The 19,881-nt window shown below is 65.8% G+C and carries 17 protein-coding genes; 14 read left to right on the forward strand and 3 right to left on the reverse strand.

Annotated features, from left to right (window positions below; all coding sequences use genetic code 11):
• Positions 1–2: 2 nt before the first annotated feature.
• Positions 3–989 carry a GlxA family transcriptional regulator gene (locus PSEK12I1_RS0114860; RefSeq protein WP_007158683.1) on the reverse strand — a complete coding sequence of 329 codons (987 nt, stop codon included), beginning with the start codon at positions 987–989 and terminating at the stop codon, positions 3–5.
• 137 nt (positions 990–1,126) lie between these two features.
• On the opposite strand from PSEK12I1_RS0114860, the gene scpB reads away from it, so the two are divergent.
• A complete protein-coding gene (gene scpB, locus PSEK12I1_RS0114865) occupies positions 1,127–1,873 on the forward strand; it encodes an SMC-Scp complex subunit ScpB (RefSeq protein WP_027602044.1) in 747 nt (248 codons plus the stop codon).
• 597 nt (positions 1,874–2,470) lie between these two features.
• Here scpB and gap read toward each other — a convergent pair.
• Positions 2,471–3,475 (reverse strand): type I glyceraldehyde-3-phosphate dehydrogenase, encoded by a 1,005-nt coding sequence (gene gap / locus PSEK12I1_RS0114870; RefSeq protein ID WP_007158681.1) that lies wholly within the window; start codon positions 3,473–3,475, stop codon positions 2,471–2,473.
• 136 nt (positions 3,476–3,611) lie between these two features.
• On the opposite strand from gap, the gene edd reads away from it, so the two are divergent.
• The 12 genes from edd (at position 3,612) to PSEK12I1_RS23835 (ending at position 17,119) form a co-directional block, all read left to right on the forward strand.
• Positions 3,612–5,441, forward strand: coding sequence for a phosphogluconate dehydratase (gene edd / locus PSEK12I1_RS0114875; RefSeq protein ID WP_027599671.1), 1,830 nt, complete (start codon positions 3,612–3,614; stop codon positions 5,439–5,441).
• Positions 5,438–6,415: a glucokinase gene (locus PSEK12I1_RS0114880; protein WP_007158679.1), complete on the forward strand. Its 978-nt coding sequence runs from the start codon at positions 5,438–5,440 to the stop codon at positions 6,413–6,415. Before edd ends, PSEK12I1_RS0114880 begins: the two co-directional genes overlap by 4 nt.
• Positions 6,416–6,520: 105 nt before the next feature.
• Positions 6,521–7,261 carry a response regulator gene (locus PSEK12I1_RS0114885; RefSeq protein WP_027599669.1) on the forward strand — a complete coding sequence of 247 codons (741 nt, stop codon included), beginning with the start codon at positions 6,521–6,523 and terminating at the stop codon, positions 7,259–7,261.
• Positions 7,251–8,699, forward strand: coding sequence for an ATP-binding protein (locus PSEK12I1_RS0114890; protein WP_007158677.1), 1,449 nt, complete (start codon positions 7,251–7,253; stop codon positions 8,697–8,699). The genes PSEK12I1_RS0114885 and PSEK12I1_RS0114890 overlap by 11 nt, the downstream gene beginning before the upstream one ends.
• A gap of 124 nt (positions 8,700–8,823) precedes the next feature.
• Complete coding sequence (locus PSEK12I1_RS0114895; RefSeq protein WP_027599668.1) at positions 8,824–10,086, forward strand: ABC transporter substrate-binding protein; 1,263 nt, start codon at positions 8,824–8,826, stop codon at positions 10,084–10,086.
• Between the two features lie 163 nt (positions 10,087–10,249).
• Complete coding sequence (locus PSEK12I1_RS0114900; protein ID WP_027599667.1) at positions 10,250–11,167, forward strand: carbohydrate ABC transporter permease; 918 nt, start codon at positions 10,250–10,252, stop codon at positions 11,165–11,167.
• Positions 11,160–11,990, forward strand: coding sequence for a carbohydrate ABC transporter permease (locus tag PSEK12I1_RS0114905; RefSeq protein WP_007158674.1), 831 nt, complete (start codon positions 11,160–11,162; stop codon positions 11,988–11,990). Before PSEK12I1_RS0114900 ends, PSEK12I1_RS0114905 begins: the two co-directional genes overlap by 8 nt.
• Positions 11,991–12,001: 11 nt before the next feature.
• Positions 12,002–13,102, forward strand: coding sequence for an ABC transporter ATP-binding protein (locus PSEK12I1_RS0114910; protein ID WP_027602045.1), 1,101 nt, complete (start codon positions 12,002–12,004; stop codon positions 13,100–13,102).
• A gap of 128 nt (positions 13,103–13,230) precedes the next feature.
• Positions 13,231–14,136, forward strand: a complete 906-nt coding sequence (locus PSEK12I1_RS0114915; RefSeq protein ID WP_027602046.1) for a carbohydrate kinase — start codon at positions 13,231–13,233, stop codon at positions 14,134–14,136.
• Between the two features lie 40 nt (positions 14,137–14,176).
• On the forward strand, positions 14,177–15,388 hold the full coding sequence (locus PSEK12I1_RS0114920) for an AGE family epimerase/isomerase (protein ID WP_027602047.1): 1,212 nt from the start codon (positions 14,177–14,179) through the stop codon (positions 15,386–15,388).
• Between the two features lie 64 nt (positions 15,389–15,452).
• Positions 15,453–16,853: a carbohydrate porin gene (locus tag PSEK12I1_RS0114925; protein ID WP_007158670.1), complete on the forward strand. Its 1,401-nt coding sequence runs from the start codon at positions 15,453–15,455 to the stop codon at positions 16,851–16,853.
• A 92-nt stretch (positions 16,854–16,945) separates the two neighbouring features.
• Entirely contained in the window at positions 16,946–17,119 is a 174-nt protein-coding gene (locus tag PSEK12I1_RS23835; RefSeq protein ID WP_007158669.1) for a DUF1289 domain-containing protein, read from the forward strand.
• A gap of 324 nt (positions 17,120–17,443) precedes the next feature.
• Here PSEK12I1_RS23835 and PSEK12I1_RS0114935 read toward each other — a convergent pair whose 3' ends face one another.
• Positions 17,444–18,313: a LysR family transcriptional regulator gene (locus tag PSEK12I1_RS0114935; RefSeq protein ID WP_027602048.1), complete on the reverse strand. Its 870-nt coding sequence runs from the start codon at positions 18,311–18,313 to the stop codon at positions 17,444–17,446.
• 141 nt (positions 18,314–18,454) lie between these two features.
• Here PSEK12I1_RS0114935 and leuC point away from each other — a divergent pair, with 141 nt between their 5' ends.
• Positions 18,455–19,879, forward strand: a complete 1,425-nt coding sequence (gene leuC, locus PSEK12I1_RS0114940; RefSeq protein ID WP_027602049.1) for a 3-isopropylmalate dehydratase large subunit — start codon at positions 18,455–18,457, stop codon at positions 19,877–19,879.
• Positions 19,880–19,881: the final 2 nt, after the last annotated feature.

Raw genomic sequence — 19,881 nt, forward strand, 5'->3', positions numbered from 1 at the left:
GATCAGGCGCCAAAACGCGCCGCGTAGTCCTGGGGGCTGACCGCCAGGTGCTTGTGAAAGGTGCGCCGGAGATTTTCCGGATGGCCGAAGCCGCACAGGCGTGAGACCGTGGCGATGGAGGCCTGGCCGTCCTGCAGGAGCACCCGCGCCGTCTCCAGGCGGACCTGCTCGACATAGCGCCCCGGTCCCATGCCCACCTCGCGGCTGAACAGGCGCGACAGGGTGCGCGGCGCCATATGGGCGCGCTCGGCCAGTCGCTCCAGGCCCAGGTCTTCCCCCAGGTGACCGGGAATCCAGTCGAGCAGGGCGGCCAGTCGCGGCGTCCGCCCCGGATCGGGCGCCAGGCAGGCGCTGAATTGCGCCTGGCCACCGGGGCGGCGCAGGAACATCACCAGCCGGCGCGCCACCGCCAGGGCCAGCGGACGCCCCAGGTCGGCTTCCACCAGCGCCAGCGCCAGGTCGATGCCGGCGGTGACACCGGCCGAGGTGAAGACATGGGGATCGCCATCGCGTCCCTGGGGATCGTAGGTATGCAGGCGATCGCCCTGCACCGCGATGGCCGGAAAGGTCGCGAGTTCGTCGACATAGGCCCAGTGGGTGGTGGCGCGCCGGCCGTCCAGCAGCCCGGCACTGGCCAGCAGCAGGGCGCCGGAACACACCGAGCCGAGTCGTCGTACCCGGGGTTCCAGGTCGCGCAGCCAGGCCAGCAGCCCGGCGTCCTGGCGCAGCGTCTCGATGCCCAGGCCGCCGGGGACGAGCAGGGTGTCCACCTCGCCCACGTCGAGGTCGTACCAGCTCTGTTCGGCCTGGATGCCGATCCCGGCGGAGGTACGCACCAGCCCTTCGGCGGCGCCCAGCAGGCGCAACTGATAGTGGGCGGGCAGCCCCTGGCGCTCCCGTTCCAGATTGGCCGAGGCGAACACCTGCAGCGGACCGGTGACGTCCAGACTCATGACATCGGGATAGAGCAGGGCGGCGATCAGCGGCATGGGTGGCTCTCCGTAGCGATCTGCCGAGGATGCCCTGGCCGCCAGGCTGGCGACAAGGTCAAACACCCCACGAATCTGGCCATCCTGCGACAGGTTGGATTTGGCGGCACCCGCGCCCGGCCTTATCATCGCCGCCCATGAACTACACCGATCCCAAGCAACTGGCGCCGCTGCTGGAAGCCATCCTGCTCGCCGCCGGCCGACCCCTGACCCTGGAGCGCCTGGCCGAACTCTTCGAAGAGTACGAACGCCCCGAGCCCGCCCACCTGCGTGCTGGTCTCGCGGTGCTCGGCGGCTCCTGCCGCAAGCGCGGCTTCGAACTCAAGGAAGTGGCCTCCGGCTATCGTCTACAGGTGCGCGAAAAGTACGCGCCCTGGGTCGGACGGCTCTGGGAAGAGCGCCCGCCGCGCTATTCCCGCGCCATGCTGGAGACCCTGGCGCTGATCGCCTATCGCCAGCCCATCACCCGCGGCGAGATCGAGGAGGTGCGCGGGGTGGCGGTCAACAGCCAGATCGTCAAGACGCTGCTGGAGCGCGACTGGATCCGCGTGGTCGGCTATCGCGACGTGCCCGGGCGCCCGGCCATGTTCGCCACCACCAAGACCTTTCTCGACTATTTCGACCTGCGCAGCCTGGACCAACTGCCGCCCCTGGCAGAAGTCCGCCAACTGGAGCCCGAGCCGGCCTCGGTGCTGGAAGACCCCGAACTGAGTCTGGCGGCCCTGGGCGTCGGTGATGCGCAAGAAGTGGAGGAGGGCACCCTGGTGCTTCCCGAACGAACCAGCTTCCGCACCCTGCTCACCGAGCTGGACGCCATGGAAACCGGCCTCAAGACCGATTTCGATGATCTGCAGCAGGCGGCGGATGAGGAGGAGGAGGTTTGATGCAGGAGGTGTTGGACTTCACTGTGCTCAACCCAAGCTACACGCTGAACCGCCCCTTTTCCGCCAAAAGCAGACCCCTCGCTCGAACAACCCCCTCTCCCTCGGGGAGAGGGTTGGGGTGAGGGCACGCTTCACGATGAAGGCCCAGGCGGAAAAGGCTGCGCCGTTTTCCACGCTACGGTGCTTTCCTGGCCGCGGAAGNGGGTTGGGGTGAGGGCACGCTTCACGATGAAGGCCCAGGCGGAAAAGGCTGCGCCGTTTTCCACGCTACGGTGCTTTCCTGGCCGCGGAAGGCCAACCGCTCGCTCGAACAGCCCCCTCTCCCTCGGGGAGAGGGTTGGGGTGAGGGCAGGGCTCACCATGGGTGCGTGACCGGAACAGACTCCGATTCGTATCGCGGCCATGCCGGTGCGCCGTAGCGACCGCTCCTACAGAAGATCCAGCTGCTGTAGGAGCGGCCCATGGCCGCGATAAAGACAGTAGCTCTTATCTTCGGAGATCCCCCCGCAGGAGCGGCCGCATCCATGGACCGACCTTGCCGCAGCCGAAAACGAAAAAAGCGCCCGAAGGCGCTTTTTCAGCTGAGTCCTACAGACCTCAGGCCGGCGCGTTGACCAGCGCCTTGCAGGTATCGAGCATACGGTTGGAGAAGCCCCACTCGTTGTCGTACCAGGCCATGATCTTCACCAGCTTGCCGCTCACCTTGGTGTGGTTGGCGTCGAAGATCGACGACAGGCGGTTGTGGTTGAAGTCGATGGAGACCAGCGGCTTGTCGTTGTAACCCAGTACCGGCGAGGCTTCGGCCGCGGCCTTCATGAAGGCGTTGATGGTCTTGGCGTCGGTTTCCTTGGCGGTCAGGATGGTCAGATCGACCAGTGATACGTTGATGGTCGGCACCCGCACGGCCATGCCGCTAAACTTGCCTTGCAGCTCCGGCAGTACCAGGCCCACGGCCTCGGCGGCACCGGTCTTGGTCGGGATCATCGACTGGGTGGCCGAACGCGCCCGGAAGGGGTCGGAGTGATAGACGTCCGACAGGTTCTGGTCGTTGGTGTAGGCATGGATGGTGGTCATCAGACCGTTCTCGATGCCCAGTTCGCGCTGCAGCACCTGGGCGACGGGCGCCAGGCAGTTGGTGGTGCAGGAGGCGTTGGAGATGATCTGGTGCGACTGGCGCAGGATGTTGTCGTTGACGCCATAGACGATGGTGGCGTCCACGTCCTTGCCCGGGGCCGAGATGATCACCTTGGAGGCGCCGGCTTCCAGGTGGGCAGCGGCCTTGTCGCGGTTGGTGAAGAGACCGGTGCACTCGAACACCACGTCGACCTTCATCTCTTTCCACGGCAGCTCGGCCGGATTGCGGATGGCCGTCACGGCGATGCGATCGCCATTGACCACCAGCTTGTCGCCCTCGACGGACACCTCGGCAGGGAAGCGGTCATGAACGCTGTCATACTGTAGGAGATGCGCATTGATGGCGGCGTCGCCCAGGTCGTTGATCGCGACGACCTCCAGGTCCTGGCGATAGCCCTCGGTATACAGCGCCCGCAGCACGTTGCGGCCGATGCGTCCAAAACCATTGATGGCAATACGAATACTCATTGAGAGAAACCTCGCGATAGCTGGGTTTTGTTGTAAAAAACATTACACATGACGCGTGCTAAGCGGAATAATAGCGCCAATTTGGCTGTGAATGTTTTAAATAACAACAAATTTAGCCCGGTGGAGAATCGAAACCATGCATCCTCGCGTCCTCGAAGTCACACAGCGGTTGGTGGAACGCAGTCGTCCGACCCGTGAGCGTTACCTCGCCATGATCCGGGCCGCCGCCAGCGACGGTCCGCAGCGCGGCAAACTGCAATGCGCCAATTTCGCCCATGGCGTCGCCGGGTGTGGATCCTCGACGGATAAGCAGCGCCTCCGTTTGATGGACCAGGCCAACGTCGCCATCGTTTCCAGCTACAACGACATGTTGTCGGCTCACCAGCCCTATGAGCACTATCCGGAGATCATCAAGCAGGCCCTGCGCGAGATCGGCTCCGTCGGTCAGTTCGCCGGTGGCGTACCCGCCATGTGCGATGGCGTGACCCAGGGCGAGGCCGGCATGGAGCTGAGTCTGGCGAGTCGCGAAGTCATCGCCATGTCCACCGCCGTGGCCCTGTCGCACAACATGTTCGACGCCGCGCTGCTGCTCGGCATCTGCGACAAGATCATTCCCGGCCTGATGATCGGCGCGCTGCGCTTCGGCCATCTGCCGATGATCTTCGTCCCGGGCGGCCCCATGCCGTCGGGCATCTCCAACAAGGAGAAGGCGCGCGTGCGCCAGGCCTTCGCCGAGGGCAAGGCGACCCGCGAAGAGCTGCTGGAATCGGAGATGAAGTCCTACCACAGCCCCGGCACCTGCACCTTCTATGGCACCGCCAACACCAACCAGGTGGTGATGGAGGTCATGGGCCTGCACCTGCCGGGTTCCTCCTTCGTCAATCCCTACACCCCGCTGCGTGACGAACTCACCCGCGAGGCGGCGCGCCAGGTGACCCGCATCACCCACCAGGGCGGCAACTTCATGCCGCTGGGCGAGATCGTCGACGAGAAGTCCATCGTCAACTCGGTGGTGGCCCTGAGCGCCACCGGCGGCTCGACCAACCACACCCTGCACATCCCGGCCATCGCCCAGGCCGCCGGCATCCAGCTGACCTGGGACGATATGGCCGAGATCTCGGCGGTGACCCCGACCCTGGCCCAGGTCTATCCCAACGGCAAGGCCGACGTGAACCACTTCCACGCCGCTGGTGGCGTCAACTTCATGGTGCACACCCTGCTCGAGGCCGGGCTGCTGCACGAAGACGTCAACACCATCATGGGCCGTGGCCTGTCGCGCTACCTGCAGGAACCCTTCCTGGTGGAGGGCAAGCTGGAATGGCGCACCGGCCGGGCCGAGAGCCTGGACGAAGACATCCTGCGTCCGGCCAGTCGCCCGTTCAACGAGGAGGGCGGTCTGCGCGTCATGCAGGGTAACCTCGGTCGCGGCGTGATGAAGGTGTCGGCCGTGGCGCCCAAGCACCAGCTGGTGGAAGCCCCGGCGCGGGTCTTCCATGACCAGAGCGAACTGGCGGCCGCCTTCAAGGCTGGCGAACTGGAGCGCGATTTCGTCGCGGTGGTACGCTTCCAGGGACCCAAGGCCCTGGGCATGCCCGAGTTGCACAAGCTCACCCCCTACCTGGGCGTGCTGCAGGATCGCGGTTTCAAGGTGGCGCTGGTCACCGACGGCCGCATGTCCGGCGCCTCGGGCAAGGTTCCGGCGGCGATTCACGTCTGCCCGGAAGCCATCGATGGCGGTCCGCTGGCCAAGGTCTGTGATGGCGATCTCATCCGCGTCGATGGGCGTACCGGAGAGCTGAAGATTCTGGTCCCGGCGGACGAATGGATGGCCCGCCAGGCGGTCGAAGCGCCCCAGGGCACCGGGGTAGGCTGTGGTCGTGAGTTGTTCGCCTTCATGCGCGGCGCCATGAGCACGGCCGAATCGGGTGCCAGTGCATTTACTTCCAGCCTGGAGGCGCTGAAATGAGTTTGGCTTTGGTTGGCGACATCGGGGGCACCAATGCCCGCTTCGCCCTGTGGCGCGACGGTCGCCTGGAGGCCATCGAGGTCTTCGCCTGTGCGGATTACGCCTGCCCGGAAGACGCCGTGCGCAAGTACCTGGCGCAGACCGGCGTGGCGCTGGACGACATCACCGCCGTGTGCCTCGCCTGTGCGGGCCCGGTGGGCGAGGGTGACTTCCGCTTCACCAACAATCACTGGGTGATCAAGCGCGAGCAGTTCTGCCGCGAGCTGGGCCTGACCCATCTGCTGCTGATCAACGACTTCACCTCCATGGCCTGGGCGATCGCCCGCCTGGATCCGGCGGACTCCGTCCAGGTGCGCGACGGCATTGCCCTGCCGACCCGCCCGCGCCTGGTGATCGGGCCGGGCACCGGCCTGGGTCTCGCCAGCCTGGTGCCGAGCGGCAAGGATCGCTGGATCGTGCTGCCCAGCGAGGGCGGTCATGTAGACCTGCCGATCAACACTCAGCGCGAATTCGATATCTGGAAGATCCTCAAGCGCCAGTTCGGCAACCACGTCTCCGCCGAGCGCGTGGTGTCCGGCAGCGGCCTGGTCAACCTCTATCACGCGAGTTGCGAACTGGACGGCCGGACCGCCGCCCTGCACAGCGCGGCGGACATCTGCGAGCTAGCGCTCAAGGGTGATCCCTATGCCGACGCCGTGCTGGAACAGTTCTTCATCTGGCTGGCGCGGGTAGCCGGCAACGCGGCCCTGACCCTGGGCGCCCTGGGTGGCGTCTACATCGCCGGTGGCATCCTGCCGCGCTTCGTCGAGCGCTTCCAGAGCGGGGCCTTCGCCCATGCCTTCGCCGACAAGGGCAAGACCAGCAGCGCCTACCTCAAGGACATCCCGGCCTGGCTGGTGACCGCCGAGTACCCGGGCCTGTTCGGTGCCGGCGTCGCCCTGGATCAGACCATCGCCGAGGCACGGCAGGCCTGATCCACCCCCGGGGTCGGGCGACTACTCAAGGTCGCCCGACCCCGGTATGCTGCCGGCACTACCGGTAGCTGGCCTCCGGCCAAGACAACAAGAGCGAACATCGCCATGTCCACCCTGGGCAAATCCCTCCTGGTCGTCGACGACGACGGGGAAATCCGTGAGCTTCTCGACGCCTATCTCACCCGTGCCGGCTATCGGGTGCGCGCCGTCGGCGACGGCCGCGAACTGCGCCGGGCGCTGGGCGACTTCGTCCCCGATCTGCTGATCCTCGACGTCATGCTTCCCGGCGAAGACGGCTTCGCCCTCTGCCGCTGGATGCGCGAGCAGTCGAGCTGCCGCCAGGTGCCCATCATCATGCTCACCGCCAGTTCCGACGAAGCCGATCGGGTGATCGGCCTGGAGCTGGGCGCCGACGATTACCTGGGCAAGCCCTTCAGTCCGCGTGAATTGCTGGCGCGCATCAAGGCGCTGCTGCGCCGGGCCGGCTTTGGCGAGACGCGCCCGGCGGCCACCGGTCTGCTCACCTTCGACGACTGGCGCCTGGATCCGGTCAGCCACCGGCTGTTCCATCGCGACGGTGAGGAGGTGATCCTCTCCGGCGCCGATTTCACCCTGCTCAAGCTGTTTCTCGACCATCCCCAGCAGATCCTCGATCGCGACACCATCGCCAATGCCACCCGCGGCCGCGAGGTGCTGCCGCTGGAGCGCATCGTCGACATGGCGGTGAGTCGCCTGCGCCAGCGCCTGAGAGACACCGGCAAGTCGCCGCGGCTGATCCGCACCGTACGGGGTTCCGGCTATCTGCTCGCCGCCGAGGTCAGCGGACTGGTCGCCGATGCGGTGTAGCGGTCTGCTCGCGCGGCTGGTGCCGCGTTCCCTGTTGGCGCGGATGCTGCTCCTGACCCTGCTGGCGGTGCTCCTGGCCCAGGGTGCCTCGGCACTGTTCTGGTCCGCCTCCCTGCGCAGCGACCGCAACCAGGGCCTGCAGACGGCGGCCCGCAGCCTGGGCTATTCCATCGCCGCCAGCGTGCGCTACTTCAGCCTGCTGCCGCCGGCCTATCGGCCGCTGGTGCTGGAGCAGTTGCGCAACATGGGCGGCACGCGCTTCTTCGTCTCCCTCAACGAAAAGCCGCTGACCATGCAGGCACTGCCGGATACGCCCGGCCGCCGGGCGGTGCTCCAGGGGGTCGAGGCGGTGCTGCGCGAGCGCCTGGGCGCGGCCATGCCGATGTACGTCGAATTCATCGGCCCGCAGCAGCTGCGGCTGTTCAACGGCGCCGTGGCGCTCGACGAATTGCCGCGCTCCTGGGCGCACTACGCCCTGAGTCTGGAGCCGCTGGAGCCGCCGGTGCTGGTGACCCAGATCCGCATCGGCGAAGGGGAGTGGGTGTATCTCGCCACCCTGATGCCGGCGCCCTACTACAGCCTGGACGAGTCCTGGCTGCCGCTGCAGCAGCTGCTGTTCATGGTCTTCAGCAGTGCCTTCCTGCTGCTGTTCATCGGCCTGCTGATCCGCTGGCAGAGTCGCCCGCTCAAGCGGCTGTCGCGTGCCGCGCGAGAGTTGTCGCTGGAGGTCCATACGCCGCCGGTGCGCGAGGAGGGCGCCCAGGAGATCCGCGAGGTCACCCGCGCCTTCAACGCCATGCGTGAACGCATCGCCCGTTACCTGGACGAGCGCGCTCAGCTGTTCAGCGCCATATCCCACGACCTGCGCACGCCCATTACCCGGCTGCGCCTGCGCGCCGAGCTGGTGGACGACGAGGTGATGCAGGCCAAGCTGGTGCGCGATCTTGACGAGCTGGACCTGCTGGTCAAGGGCGCCCTGCAGTGCGTCAAGGACACCGACATCCACGAGAATCTGGAGCCGGTCGACCTGCAGGCGCTGCTGCTGCAGCTGGTGGAGCCCTTCACCCAGGAGCAGCCACCGCGGGTGCGCCTCACCGGTGAAGCCCGGGGCACCCTGCTGGGCAAGCCGCTGGCGCTGAAACGCTGCATCGGCAACCTGCTGGACAATGCCCTCAAGTATGGCTATCGCGCCCACCTGCAGGTGGAAGACGACGGCCAGGCCTTCGTCCTGCATGTCGACGACGAAGGCCCGGGAGTGCCGGAGCAGGAGCTGGAGCAGGTGTTCCAGCCCCATGTCCGCCTGGCCACCGACCGCCAGGGTTACGGCCTGGGCCTGGGCATCGCCCGCAACCTGGCCCATGCCCATGGTGGCGAGGTGGAGCTGCGCAACCGGCGCGAGGGCGGTCTTCGGGTTACCCTGACCCTGCCGCGCAGCTAGGTAGCCGTCTTTCGCTATGTCACCAGCCCGTGACAAATCTCCTTCCCTTCGTTACCCACGGCCGCAGTCGTCTGACTAGACTCGGCCCAGCTCCAATAAAAAAACAACAAGGAACGACCCCCTCATGAATGCGTTGAATCGTCTCGCTCTCGCCGTTTCCCTTTCCTGCGCCGCGCTCGCCGCCCCCCTGACCGCCCATGCCGGTGAGGTCGAGGTGCTGCACTGGTGGACCTCCGGTGGCGAGGCTCGCGCCGTCGATGTCCTCAAGCAACTGATGCAGAAGCAGGGCGATACCTGGAAGGACTTCGCCGTGGCCGGTGGCGCCGGCGAGGCCGCCATGACCGTGCTCAAGACCCGCGCCGTCTCCGGCAATCCGCCGTCCGCCGCCCAGCTCAAGGGCCCGGACATCCAAGAATGGGCCGGCATGGGCTTCCTGGCCAACATCAGCGACATCGCCAAGCAGGGCAACTGGGACACCATCCTGCCCAAGCGCGTGGCCCAGACCATGCAGCACGATGGCGAATACGTCGCGGTACCGGCCGGCATCCACCGCATCAACTGGCTGTGGATCAACCCCGCCGTCTTCAAGAAGGCCGGCGCCAAGGTCCCCACCACCCTGGACGAATTCTTCGAGGCCGCCGACAAGCTCAAGGCCGCCGGCGTCGTGCCCCTGGCCCATGGCGGCCAGAACTGGCAGGACGGCACCATCTTCGAATCTCTGGTCATGGCCATCATGGGCCCGGAAGGCTACGACAAGGTCTTCGTCCAGACCGATGCCGACACCATCCGCAGCGACAAGATGGTCGAGGTGTTCAAGACCTTCAAGCGCATCAAGGGCTATGTCGATCCCAACGCCGCCGGTCGCGACTGGAACCTGGCCACCGCCATGGTCATCGAGGGCAAGGCCGGCATGCAGATCATGGGTGACTGGGCCAAGGCCGAATTCACCGCTGCCGGCAAGAAGCCGGGCGTCGACTACGAGTGCGTGGTGATGCCGGGCACCCAGGGCGACTTCATCTACAACATCGACTCCCTGGCCATGTTCAAGATCAAGAACAAGGACAACCAGAAGGCCCAGGACGACCTGGTGCGCACGGTCATCGACAAGCCCTTCCAGGAGGTCTTCAACCTCAACAAGGGCTCCATCCCGGTACGCAACGACATCGACCTGGCCAAGTTCGACAGCTGCGCCCAGCAGTCCGCCAAGGACTTCCAGGCGGCCAACGCCGACGGCAAGGCCGAGCCGAGCATGGCGCACAGCATGGCCAACACCAGCTATGTGCAGGGTGCGATCTTCGACGTGGTGACCAACTTCTTCAACGACGCCAACGCCGATCCGAAGAAGGCCACCGAGCAACTGGTCGCCGCCATCCAGGCCGCCAAGTAAGGCCAATCGCGGCCATGGCGGTCCGCCGCTGCGGCCGCTCCTGCAGGCGCCCGAACTGCCTGTAGGAGCGGCCCATGGCCGCGATAAGCCCAGGTGCTGTGCCGCGATGCATTCTGAGACCGGCCAGCTCCATAAAAATAATACCACCCCTTGGGAGCGCCCCATGGCTCTTACCGAAACCCTTCCCGTCGCGACCGTCAGTCGACGTCCGGACCGGCTGCAGCGCCTGCTGCCCAAGCTGGTGCTGGCGCCCACGGCCATCGCCATGGTCGTCTGCCTCTATGGCTACATGCTGTGGACGGCGGTGATCTCCTTTACCAACTCGCGCTTCCTGCCCAGCTACACTTTCGCCGGCTTCGCCCAGTACGCCCGGCTCATGGAAAACGATCGCTGGCTGGTGGCCTGCAAGAACCTGGCGATCTTCGGCGGCCTGTTCATCCTGCTGAGCCTGGCCATCGGCGTCTTCTTCGCCATCCTGCTGGACCAGCGCATCCGCCGTGAAGGCTTCATCCGCACCATCTACCTTTATCCCATGGCGCTGTCGATGATCGTCACCGGTACCGCCTGGAAGTGGCTGCTCAACCCCGGCATGGGGCTGGACAAGTTGCTGCGCGACTGGGGCTGGGAGGGCTTTCGCTTCGACTGGCTGGTGGATCCCGACCGGGTCATCTACTGCCTGCTGATCGCCGCCCTCTGGCAGGCCTCGGGCTTCGTCATGGCCATGTTCCTCGCCGGCCTGCGCGGCGTGGATTCCTCCATCCTCAGAGCCGCTCAGGTCGACGGGGCAGGGCTGCCGACCATCTACCTGCGCATCGTCCTGCCCAGCCTGCGGCCGGTGTTCTTCAGTGCGGTGATGATCCTCGCCCACATCGCCATCAAGAGCTTCGACCTGGTGATGGCCATGACCGCGGGCGGCCCCGGTTACGCCTCGGACCTGCCGGCGGTGTTCATGTACCAGCACACCTTCACCCGCGGCCAGATGGGCCTGGGTTCGGCCAGTGCGGTGCTGATGCTCGGCGCGGTGCTGGCGGTGCTGGTGCCCTACCTCTACTCGGAATTGCGGAGCAAGCGAAATGGCTAAGGCTCTGAACGTCAATCGCGTGGCCATCCACGCCACCCTGATCATCGCCTGCGCGGTCTATCTGGTGCCGCTGCTAGTGATGCTGCTGACCAGCTTCAAGACCCCGGACGACGTCCGCACCGGCAACCTGCTGAGCCTGCCCCTGGATTGGACGATCATCGGCTGGCTCAAGGCCTGGGACGTGGTGCACAGCTACTTCTGGAACTCCTTCATGATCACCGTCCCGGCGGTGCTCATCTCCACCTTCATCGGCGCGCTCAACGGCTACGCCCTGTCGAAGTGGCAGTTCCGCGGGTCGAATCTGCTGTTCAGCCTGCTGCTGTTCGGCTGCTTCATTCCCTTCCAGGTGATCCTGCTGCCGATGTCCTTCACCCTCGGCCAGCTGGGCCTGGCCAACACCACCGCCGGCCTGGTGCTGGTGCACGTGATCTACGGCCTGGCCTTCACCACGCTGTTCTTCCGCAACTACTACGTAGGCATCCCCGATGCCCTGATCAAGGCGGCGCGGCTGGACGGGGCGGGCTTCTTCACCATCTTCTTCAAGATCCTGCTGCCGCTGTCCACGCCCATCGTGATGGTCAGCCTGATCTGGCAATTCACCCAGGTGTGGAACGACTTCCTGTTCGGCGTGGTGTTCGCCAGCGGCTCGTCGCAGCCCATCACCGTCGCCCTGAACAACCTGGTCAACACCAGCACCGGCGCCAAGGAATACAACGTCGACATGGCGGCCGCCATGATCGCCGCGTTGCCGACGCTGCTGGTCTACATCTTCGCGGGTAAGTATTTCGTCCGGGGCCTGACCTCGGGCGTGGTCAAAGGATAAGGAAAGCCACCATGGCAGCTCTCGAACTCAAAAGCGTACGCAAGACCTACGGCAACGCCGCCCAGGAAGCCCTCAAGGGCATCGACATCCGCATCGACGCCGGCCAGTTCCTCATCCTGGTGGGGCCCTCCGGCTGCGGCAAATCCACCCTGATGAACGCCATCGCCGGCCTCGAAGAAATCAGCAGCGGCGCCATCTGCCTGGACGGCGAGGACGTCACCCAGGTCGAGCCCAAGGACCGGGATATCGCCATGGTGTTCCAGTCCTACGCCCTGTATCCGACCATGACCGTGCGCGAGAACATCGCCTTCGGCCTGAAGATCCGCAAGACGCCCAAGGAGCAGATCGACGCCGAGGTGGCGCGGGTCAGCAAGCTCCTGCAGATCGAGCATCTGCTGGACCGCAAGCCGGCGCAGCTCTCCGGTGGTCAGCAGCAGCGGGTGGCCATGGGCCGCGCCCTGGCCCGCCGGCCCAAGCTCTATCTGTTCGACGAGCCGCTGTCCAACCTCGACGCCAAGTTGCGGGTGGAGATGCGCACCGAGATCAAGCTGATGCACCAGCGCCTGCAGACCACCACCGTCTACGTCACCCATGACCAGATCGAAGCCATGACCCTGGGCGACCGCGTCGCGGTGATGAAGGACGGCGAGGTGCAGCAATTCGGCACCCCCGAGGAGATCTACAACGATCCGGCCAATCTCTTCGTCGCCAGCTTCATCGGTTCGCCACCGATGAACTTCGTGCCGGTGCGCCTGGAAGCGCGCGAGGGCAGGGTGGTCGCCCGCGTCACCGGTGATATCGGCGACAGCCAGGTGGACCTGCCCGATCTGGACCCGGCGCTCGCGGGGCGAGAGGCTATCCTTGGGGTGCGCCCGGAGCAGATTCAGTCGGCGCATCCGGCGGACAACGCCGTGCCAGGCATCCTGACGCGGATCCAGGTGGTCGAGCCGACCGGGCCCGATACCCTGCTGTATGCCGAGTGGAACGGCACCAAGGTCTGCTGCCGGGTGGCCCCGGGTGAAGCGCCGCGGGCCGGCGACCAGGTGCTGTGGCGGATCGATTCGCGACGGGCGGTGCTGTTCGATCCTGCGAGCGGTCGCCGACTTTCTTGAACGGAGCTCATGGCTGAAACGTTACAGCAATGGTAAGGTCCGCCCGCCGCCGCGCCTGACGTCGGGTCGCGGCCCTACCAGAGGCCAGGAGTGCAGCTCCGGCCGCCGTGACAGACAGGAGAACAACAATGGCACTACCCCGCGTTGTGGTCTTTGGCGAAGCCCTCACCGACATCGTCCAGGGTAATCCTGGCGAATGGCGGGGTTACCCGGGCGGTGCCCCCTGGAACGTAGCGCGTGGCCTGGCCCGGCTGGGCGTGGAAAGCGCCTTTGGCGGCGCCATCAGCCAGGACGGTCTGGGTGACGAGATCGCCTGGCAGTCGGAAACCGCCGGCCTCGATACCCGCTTCCTGCAGCGCGTCGCCGCCGATCCGCTGGTGGCCATCGTGCCGTCGAGTCGTCCGCCGCGCTATTTCTTCGCTGGCGAAGCCGATCTCCAGTTCGATCCGGCGCTGCTGCCCGAAGGCTGGCTGGAGGCCGCCGAGGTCTGCCATTTCAGCTGCATCAGCCTGGCCCGCTATCCGCTGGCCGACACCCTGCTGGACCTGGCCCGTCAGGCCAAGGCCGCCGGCAAGCGCCTGAGCTACGATCCCAACTGGCGCAACCTGATGGACGATCGCTATCGCCAGCAGACCTTTCCCGAGCTGGTGCGCCTGGCCGACGACATCAAGCTGTCCGACGAAGACATCCGCCAGATCTATCCGGGTATGGACGAGCGTGCCGCGCTGGACGAATTGCGCGCTCTCAATCCCCACGCCCGCATCCTCTTCACCCGCGGCGAACACGGCCTGGTGCTCTATACGCCGGAAGGCGAGTGGCAGCAGGCCGCCATCGCCGTGGACGTGGCCGACACCGTGGGTGCCGGCGACGCCTGCATGGCCGGCTGGCTGGCCTCCGGCCTGCTGGGCCTGACCGATCTGCAGCAGCGCCTGAGATTCGCCGCGGCCAGTGCCTCGGTGTCCTGCCGCCATGCCGGCGCCTATGCGCCGACCCGCGCCGACGTCGAAGCCCTGCTGCAGGTGAGCCCCCACTAGACCGCGTTCCCACAACAACAATAGCCGCCAAGGAAACCCGATGGACTTCCCCGATTTTCGTCGTCGCGACACCCTGCTGGAGCACGTCCGCCACACCCTGGCGTTCTACCATCCCCGCTGTGTCGATCCGCAAGGCGGCTTCTATCACTTCTTCAAGGACGACGGCACGGTCTACGACAGCCGGACCCGCCATCTGGTCTCCAGCACCCGCTTCGTCTTCGATTTCGCCATGGCCTACCGGCACTATGGCGATCCGGCCTTTCTGGACGCGACTCGCCATGGCCTGAGATACCTGCGCGAGCGGCATCGCCAGGCCAATGGCGGCTATGCCTGGCTGCTCGACGGCGACACCGTGGTGGATGGCACCAATCACTGCTATGGCCTGGCCTTCGTGGTGCTGGCCTATGCCCACGGCCTGCAGGCCGGCATCGAGGAAGCCCGCGGCTGGCTGAGCGAAGCCTGGGAATCCCTGGAGACGCATTTCTGGCGCGAAGCCGATGGCCTCTATGTCGACGAGATCAGCGCCGACTGGCAGACCGTGGCGCCGTATCGCGGCCAGAACGCCAACATGCACGCCTGCGAAGCCCTGCTGGCCGCCTTCGAAGCCAGTGGCGAGGTGCGCTACCTGGACCGCGCCGAGACCCTGGCGCGCAACATGACCCAGCGCCAGGCCGCACTGACCCTAGGGCAGGGCGGGGTGGCCGACGAGGTCCCCGGCGGCCTGGTCTGGGAGCACTACCACAGCGACTGGTCCATCGACTGGGACTACAACCGCGACGATCCGGCCAACCTGTTCCGGCCCTGGGGTTTCCAGCCGGGGCACCAGATCGAATGGGCCAAGCTGCTGCTCATCCTCGAGCGTCATCGCCCGCAGCCCTGGCTGCTGCCGCGCGCCCAGGCGCTGTTCGACATCTCCTGGCGCCTGAGTTGGGATGACGAGCACGGCGGTCTCTACTACGGCTTCGCCCCGGACGGCTCGCCCTGCGATCCGGACAAGTATTTCTGGGTGCAGGCCGAAGCCCTGGCCGCCGCGGCGCTGCTCGCGGAGCGCAGTGGCGAGGCGCGCTACTGGGAACACTATGAGGCGCTCTGGCGCTACAGCTGGACGCATTTCATCGATCACGAGCACGGCGCGTGGTGGCGCCTGCTCGACCGTCGGAACCAAAAGTACTCCGACGACAAGAGTCCGGCCGGCAAGGTCGACTACCACACCATGGGTGCCTGTTACGAAGTCCTCAACGTCCTGCCGTAAGTATTAGAGACGCGGGTTTCGGGCACCCGGGGTGTCATCACTTCAATAAAAAGGGATCTCAGTAATGAACAAGCAAAACCACAAGAATCGTCCGGGGCGCGCACTGCCCCTGGTGTCGCTGCTGGCCCTGGCGGTCGCCGCGGGTGCCCAGGCGGCGCCCCAGGCCAACCCGGGCGGCAACTTCAGTGGCGTCAACAACACCGAGGCCGCCTTCGAGCCGCTGGGCAACACCATGACCGGTGACTGGGGTGGCGTGCGCAAGGACCTGCGCGACAAGGGCTGGGACATCAAGCTCGAATACGTCGGCGAGGGCGCGACCAATCTGCGTGGCGGCTATGACGACGACCGCACCGGGCGCTGGAGCTCCCAGTACATGTTTGGTCTCTGGGGCGACATGAACAAGATCGCCGGCTGGGAGAACTCGGTGTTCAAGCTGGCCATCACCTCCCGCGACGGCCGCAACCTGACCGACGACCGCATCACCGATCCGCGCGTCGGCGGCTACTCCTCGGTGCAGGAAGTCTATGGCCGTGGTCAGACCTGGCGTCTGACCCAGCTGTGGCTGTCCAAGGGCTTCTTCGATGGCCGTCTGGACATCAAGGCCGGTCGCTTCGGCGAGGGCGAGGACTTCAACTCCTTCGAGTGCGACTTCCAGAACCTGGCGTTCTGCGGCTCCCAGGTCGGCAACTGGGAAGGCGTCTGGTACAACTGGCCGGTCAGCCAGTGGGCCCTGCGCGTCAAGTACAGCCTGACCCCCGAGCTGTTCGTCCAGGTCGGCGCCTACGAGCAGAATCCGTCGCTGCTGGAAACCGGCAACGGCTTCAAGCTCAACGGCAGCGGCACCAAGGGTGCGGTCCTGCCGGTGGAAATGGTCTGGTCGCCCAAGGTCAACGGCCTGCCGGGCGAATACCGCGTCGGCTACTACTACAGCACCGCCGATGCCAACGACGTCTACGAAGACGTCAACGGCAATTCCGCCGCCCTCACCGGGCTGGATTACAAGGAGCACTCCAGCAAGCACGGCTACTGGGTCGTGGCGCGTCAGCAGATCACCGCGCACAACGATGACCCGAGTCGCGGCCTGTCGGTCTTCGCCAACTTCACCGCCCATGCCAAGGACGTCAACAAGGTCAGCAACTACGTCCAGGCCGGCCTGGTGTACAAGGGCCCCTTCGATGGTCGTCCCAAGGATGACATCGGCTTCGGCGTCGCGCGCATCAGCACCAACAGCGACTTCCGCGACAACCAGCGCGCCCTCAACCAGGCCGCCGGTGCCACCGACTACGACGATCCGGCCTACACGCCCCTGCAGCACAACGAGTACGACGCCGAGCTTTACTACGGCGTGCACGTGACCAACTGGCTGACCGTGCGCCCCAACATCCAGTACATCAAGAGCCCGGGTGGCGTGCGTGAAGTCGACAATGCCGTGGTCGGCGGCCTGAAGGTTCAAGCGGTTTTCTAAATCGCCCCCATAGCCCGCCATCCTGCCGGATGGCGCTGGACAGGGCCCTGCAGTGGTTATACTGCAGGGCCTTTTTCATTTCCGAGGTTGCCGTGGGTAAGGTCGAAAGTCCCTGCATCAGCCAGTGCAAGATCAAGGACGAAGTCTGCCAGGGATGTGGCCGCAAACGCTCAGAGATCAAGGGCTGGAAGGAATTGAAGGACAAGGAGCGCAAGGAAGTCATCGACAAGTCCAGGAAACGCCTGAAGAAGCTCAAGAAGGGATAGGGTTGCCGGCGAATATCGTTATCGCGGCCATGGGCCGCTCCTACAGCACAGGCCAAATTACAGGAGCGGCCGCATCGGCGGACCGCCATGGCCGCGATAAAGACATCTAGCCCAGGTCGAGCCCGCGCTGTTGGAGCTGAACCCCTACTCGGACAGCCCCCTCTCCCTTGGGGAGAGGGTTGGGGGTGAGGGCGCCCCTCGCCATCAACCCCCCTTGCGGAAAAGGCTGTGCCGTCTCCACGCTACGTATCTATGCGTACGGAACCAGCCTGTAGGAGCGGCCCATGGCCGCGATCTCAGGCACGGCTAGTCCCCAATCACGGCTCAACCCGCCTCATCCAGCAACCCCATGAACGCCTGCGCCGCATTCGAATGGGTGCGCTCGGTATGCAGGATGTACCCGAGCCGGCGTTCCAGCTGAATCCCTGGCAACGGCAGGCGGCGGACCTGGTCATCCAGCAGGGTGCGCGGCAGCACGCTCCAGGCCAGGCCGATGGACACCAGCATCTTGATGGTCTCCAGGTAGTTGGTGCTCATGGCGATATTGGGTGTCAGTCCCTGGGCATCGAACAGCCCATGCACGATCAGCCGGGTAAAGGTGTTGCCACCGGGAAACACCGCCGGATGCCGCGCCACGTCGGCCAGGGTGACCTCCGCCTGGTTCGCCAGCGGATGTTCGGGCGCCGCCACGAAATCCAGCGGATCGCTCCACACCGGCACCGCCTTGATCGGCGCCGCGGTCTGGGGTGCCAGGGTGATGATCGCCAGCTCCACCCGCCCATGCAGGATCTCGTCGTAGGCCGCTTCCGAATCGAGAAAGCGGATATCCAGGGCGACGTCGGGATAGTCCCGGGTGAAGCGCCTGAGGATCGGCGGCAGCCGGTGCAGGCCGATGTGGTGACTGGTCGCCAGCGTCAGCCGCCCGCCGATGGCACCATTGAGATTGGTCAGGGCACGCCGGGTGTCATCGATCACGCCTAGAATCTGGTAGGCGCGGGGGAGCAGGGCGCGTCCCGCCTCGGTCAGGCTGACCTCGCGCCCGATGCGATCGAACAGCCGCAGTCCCAGCTGCAGCTCCAGGGCGGCGATGCGTTTGCTCACCGCTGGCTGGGTCAGGTGTAGCCGCTCGCCCGCATCGGAAAAGCCGCCGGTTTCGGCCACCGCGACGAAGGCATTCAGATTGGCGAGATCCAAGACGTCGAATTCCTGTTAGTTATGCGCTTCATGAAAAAGATGAATTTGTTTCATGCGAGCCTAGCGCGGTATCTTTGACCCCACAAGCACCAAGGGCATGCAAAGGCCCGTGCCGTTCCACGCCTGATGAGGAATCGATCCATGGCTGGCAAGACGCTCTACGACAAACTCTGGGATATGCACCTGGTCAAGCAGCGCGACGACGGTTCCGCGCTGCTCTACATCGACCGCCACATCATCCACGAAGTGACCTCGCCCCAGGCTTTCGAAGGCCTGCGTCTGGCCGGCCGCAAGCCCTGGCGCCTGGACGCCAACCTGGCGACCCCCGATCACAACGTGCCGACCACCCCCGATCGCAAGGAAGGCCTCGACTCCATCAAGGACGAGATCTCGCGCATCCAGGTCCGCACCCTGGACGAGAACTGCGACGACTTCGGCGTCACCCAGTTCAAGATGAACGACGTCCGCCAGGGCATCGTCCACGTGATCGGCCCGGAGCAGGGCGCCGTGCTGCCCGGCATGACCGTGGTCTGCGGTGACTCCCACACCTCCACCAACGGCGCCTTCGGTGCCCTGGCCCATGGCATCGGCACCTCCGAGGTCGAGCACGTGCTCGCCACCCAGTGCCTGGTGGCCAAGAAGATGAAGAACATGCGGGTGTTGGTGGAGGGTGAATTGCCCTTCGGCGTCACCGCCAAGGACATCGTGCTCGCCGTCATCGGCAAGATCGGCACCGCCGGCGGTAACGGCCATGCCATCGAATTCGCCGGCAGCGCCATCCGCGCCCTGTCCATGGAAGGCCGCATGACCATCTGCAACATGTCCATCGAGGCCGGTGCCCGGGTCGGCATGGTCGCGGTGGATCAGACCACCATCGACTACGTCGAGGGCCGTCCGTTCGCGCCCACTGGCGCCGTCTGGGAAGCCGCCGTCGCCCAGTGGCGCGGCCTGGTGTCCGATGCCGATGCCCACTTCGACACCGTGGTCGAACTCGACGCCGCCCAGCTCAAGCCGCAGGTCAGCTGGGGCACCTCGCCGGAGATGGTCCTGGCCGTCGACCAGCAGGTACCGGACCCGGCTCGCGAAGCCGATCCGGTCAAGCGCGGTTCCATCGAGCGCGCCCTGAAGTACATGGGCCTCAAGGCCAACCAGCCGATCACCGACATCGTGCTGGACCGCGTCTTCATCGGCTCCTGCACCAACTCCCGCATCGAGGACCTGCGCGCCGCCGCCGCCGTGGCCAAGGGCCGCAAGGTCGCCGCCACCCTCAAGCAGGCGCTGGTGGTGCCGGGCTCCGGCCTGGTCAAGGCCCAGGCCGAGCGTGAAGGCCTGGACAAGGTGTTCATCGAAGCCGGTTTCGAATGGCGCGAGCCGGGTTGCTCCATGTGCCTGGCGATGAACGCCGACCGCCTGGAGAGTGGCGAGCACTGCGCCTCCACCTCCAACCGCAACTTCGAAGGCCGCCAGGGCGCCGGTGGCCGTACCCACCTGGTGAGCCCGGCGATGGCCGCCGCCGCCGCCATCGCCGGTCGTTTCGTCGACGTCCGCGACTTCGCCAACGCCTGAGG

This window comes from Pseudomonas sp. MOIL14HWK12:I1, assembly GCF_000510705.1.
Taxonomy (GTDB): Bacteria; Pseudomonadota; Gammaproteobacteria; order Pseudomonadales; family Pseudomonadaceae; genus Chryseomonas; species Chryseomonas oryzihabitans.

What these genes read in the sequence shown, in the direction of transcription:
- PSEK12I1_RS0114860 (WP_007158683.1), bottom strand. Translation starts at nt 989, where the DNA reads ATGCCGCTGATCGCCGCCCTGCTCTATCCCGATGTCATGAGTCTGGAC.
- scpB (WP_027602044.1), top strand. Translation starts at nt 1,127, where the DNA reads ATGAACTACACCGATCCCAAGCAACTGGCGCCGCTGCTGGAAGCCATC.
- gap (WP_007158681.1), bottom strand. Translation starts at nt 3,475, where the DNA reads ATGAGTATTCGTATTGCCATCAATGGTTTTGGACGCATCGGCCGCAAC.
- edd (WP_027599671.1), top strand. Translation starts at nt 3,612, where the DNA reads ATGCATCCTCGCGTCCTCGAAGTCACACAGCGGTTGGTGGAACGCAGT.
- PSEK12I1_RS0114880 (WP_007158679.1), top strand. Translation starts at nt 5,438, where the DNA reads ATGAGTTTGGCTTTGGTTGGCGACATCGGGGGCACCAATGCCCGCTTC.
- PSEK12I1_RS0114885 (WP_027599669.1), top strand. Translation starts at nt 6,521, where the DNA reads ATGTCCACCCTGGGCAAATCCCTCCTGGTCGTCGACGACGACGGGGAA.
- PSEK12I1_RS0114890 (WP_007158677.1), top strand. Translation starts at nt 7,251, where the DNA reads ATGCGGTGTAGCGGTCTGCTCGCGCGGCTGGTGCCGCGTTCCCTGTTG.
- PSEK12I1_RS0114895 (WP_027599668.1), top strand. Translation starts at nt 8,824, where the DNA reads ATGAATGCGTTGAATCGTCTCGCTCTCGCCGTTTCCCTTTCCTGCGCC.
- PSEK12I1_RS0114900 (WP_027599667.1), top strand. Translation starts at nt 10,250, where the DNA reads ATGGCTCTTACCGAAACCCTTCCCGTCGCGACCGTCAGTCGACGTCCG.
- PSEK12I1_RS0114905 (WP_007158674.1), top strand. Translation starts at nt 11,160, where the DNA reads ATGGCTAAGGCTCTGAACGTCAATCGCGTGGCCATCCACGCCACCCTG.
- PSEK12I1_RS0114910 (WP_027602045.1), top strand. Translation starts at nt 12,002, where the DNA reads ATGGCAGCTCTCGAACTCAAAAGCGTACGCAAGACCTACGGCAACGCC.
- PSEK12I1_RS0114915 (WP_027602046.1), top strand. Translation starts at nt 13,231, where the DNA reads ATGGCACTACCCCGCGTTGTGGTCTTTGGCGAAGCCCTCACCGACATC.
- PSEK12I1_RS0114920 (WP_027602047.1), top strand. Translation starts at nt 14,177, where the DNA reads ATGGACTTCCCCGATTTTCGTCGTCGCGACACCCTGCTGGAGCACGTC.
- PSEK12I1_RS0114925 (WP_007158670.1), top strand. Translation starts at nt 15,453, where the DNA reads ATGAACAAGCAAAACCACAAGAATCGTCCGGGGCGCGCACTGCCCCTG.
- leuC (WP_027602049.1), top strand. Translation starts at nt 18,455, where the DNA reads ATGGCTGGCAAGACGCTCTACGACAAACTCTGGGATATGCACCTGGTC.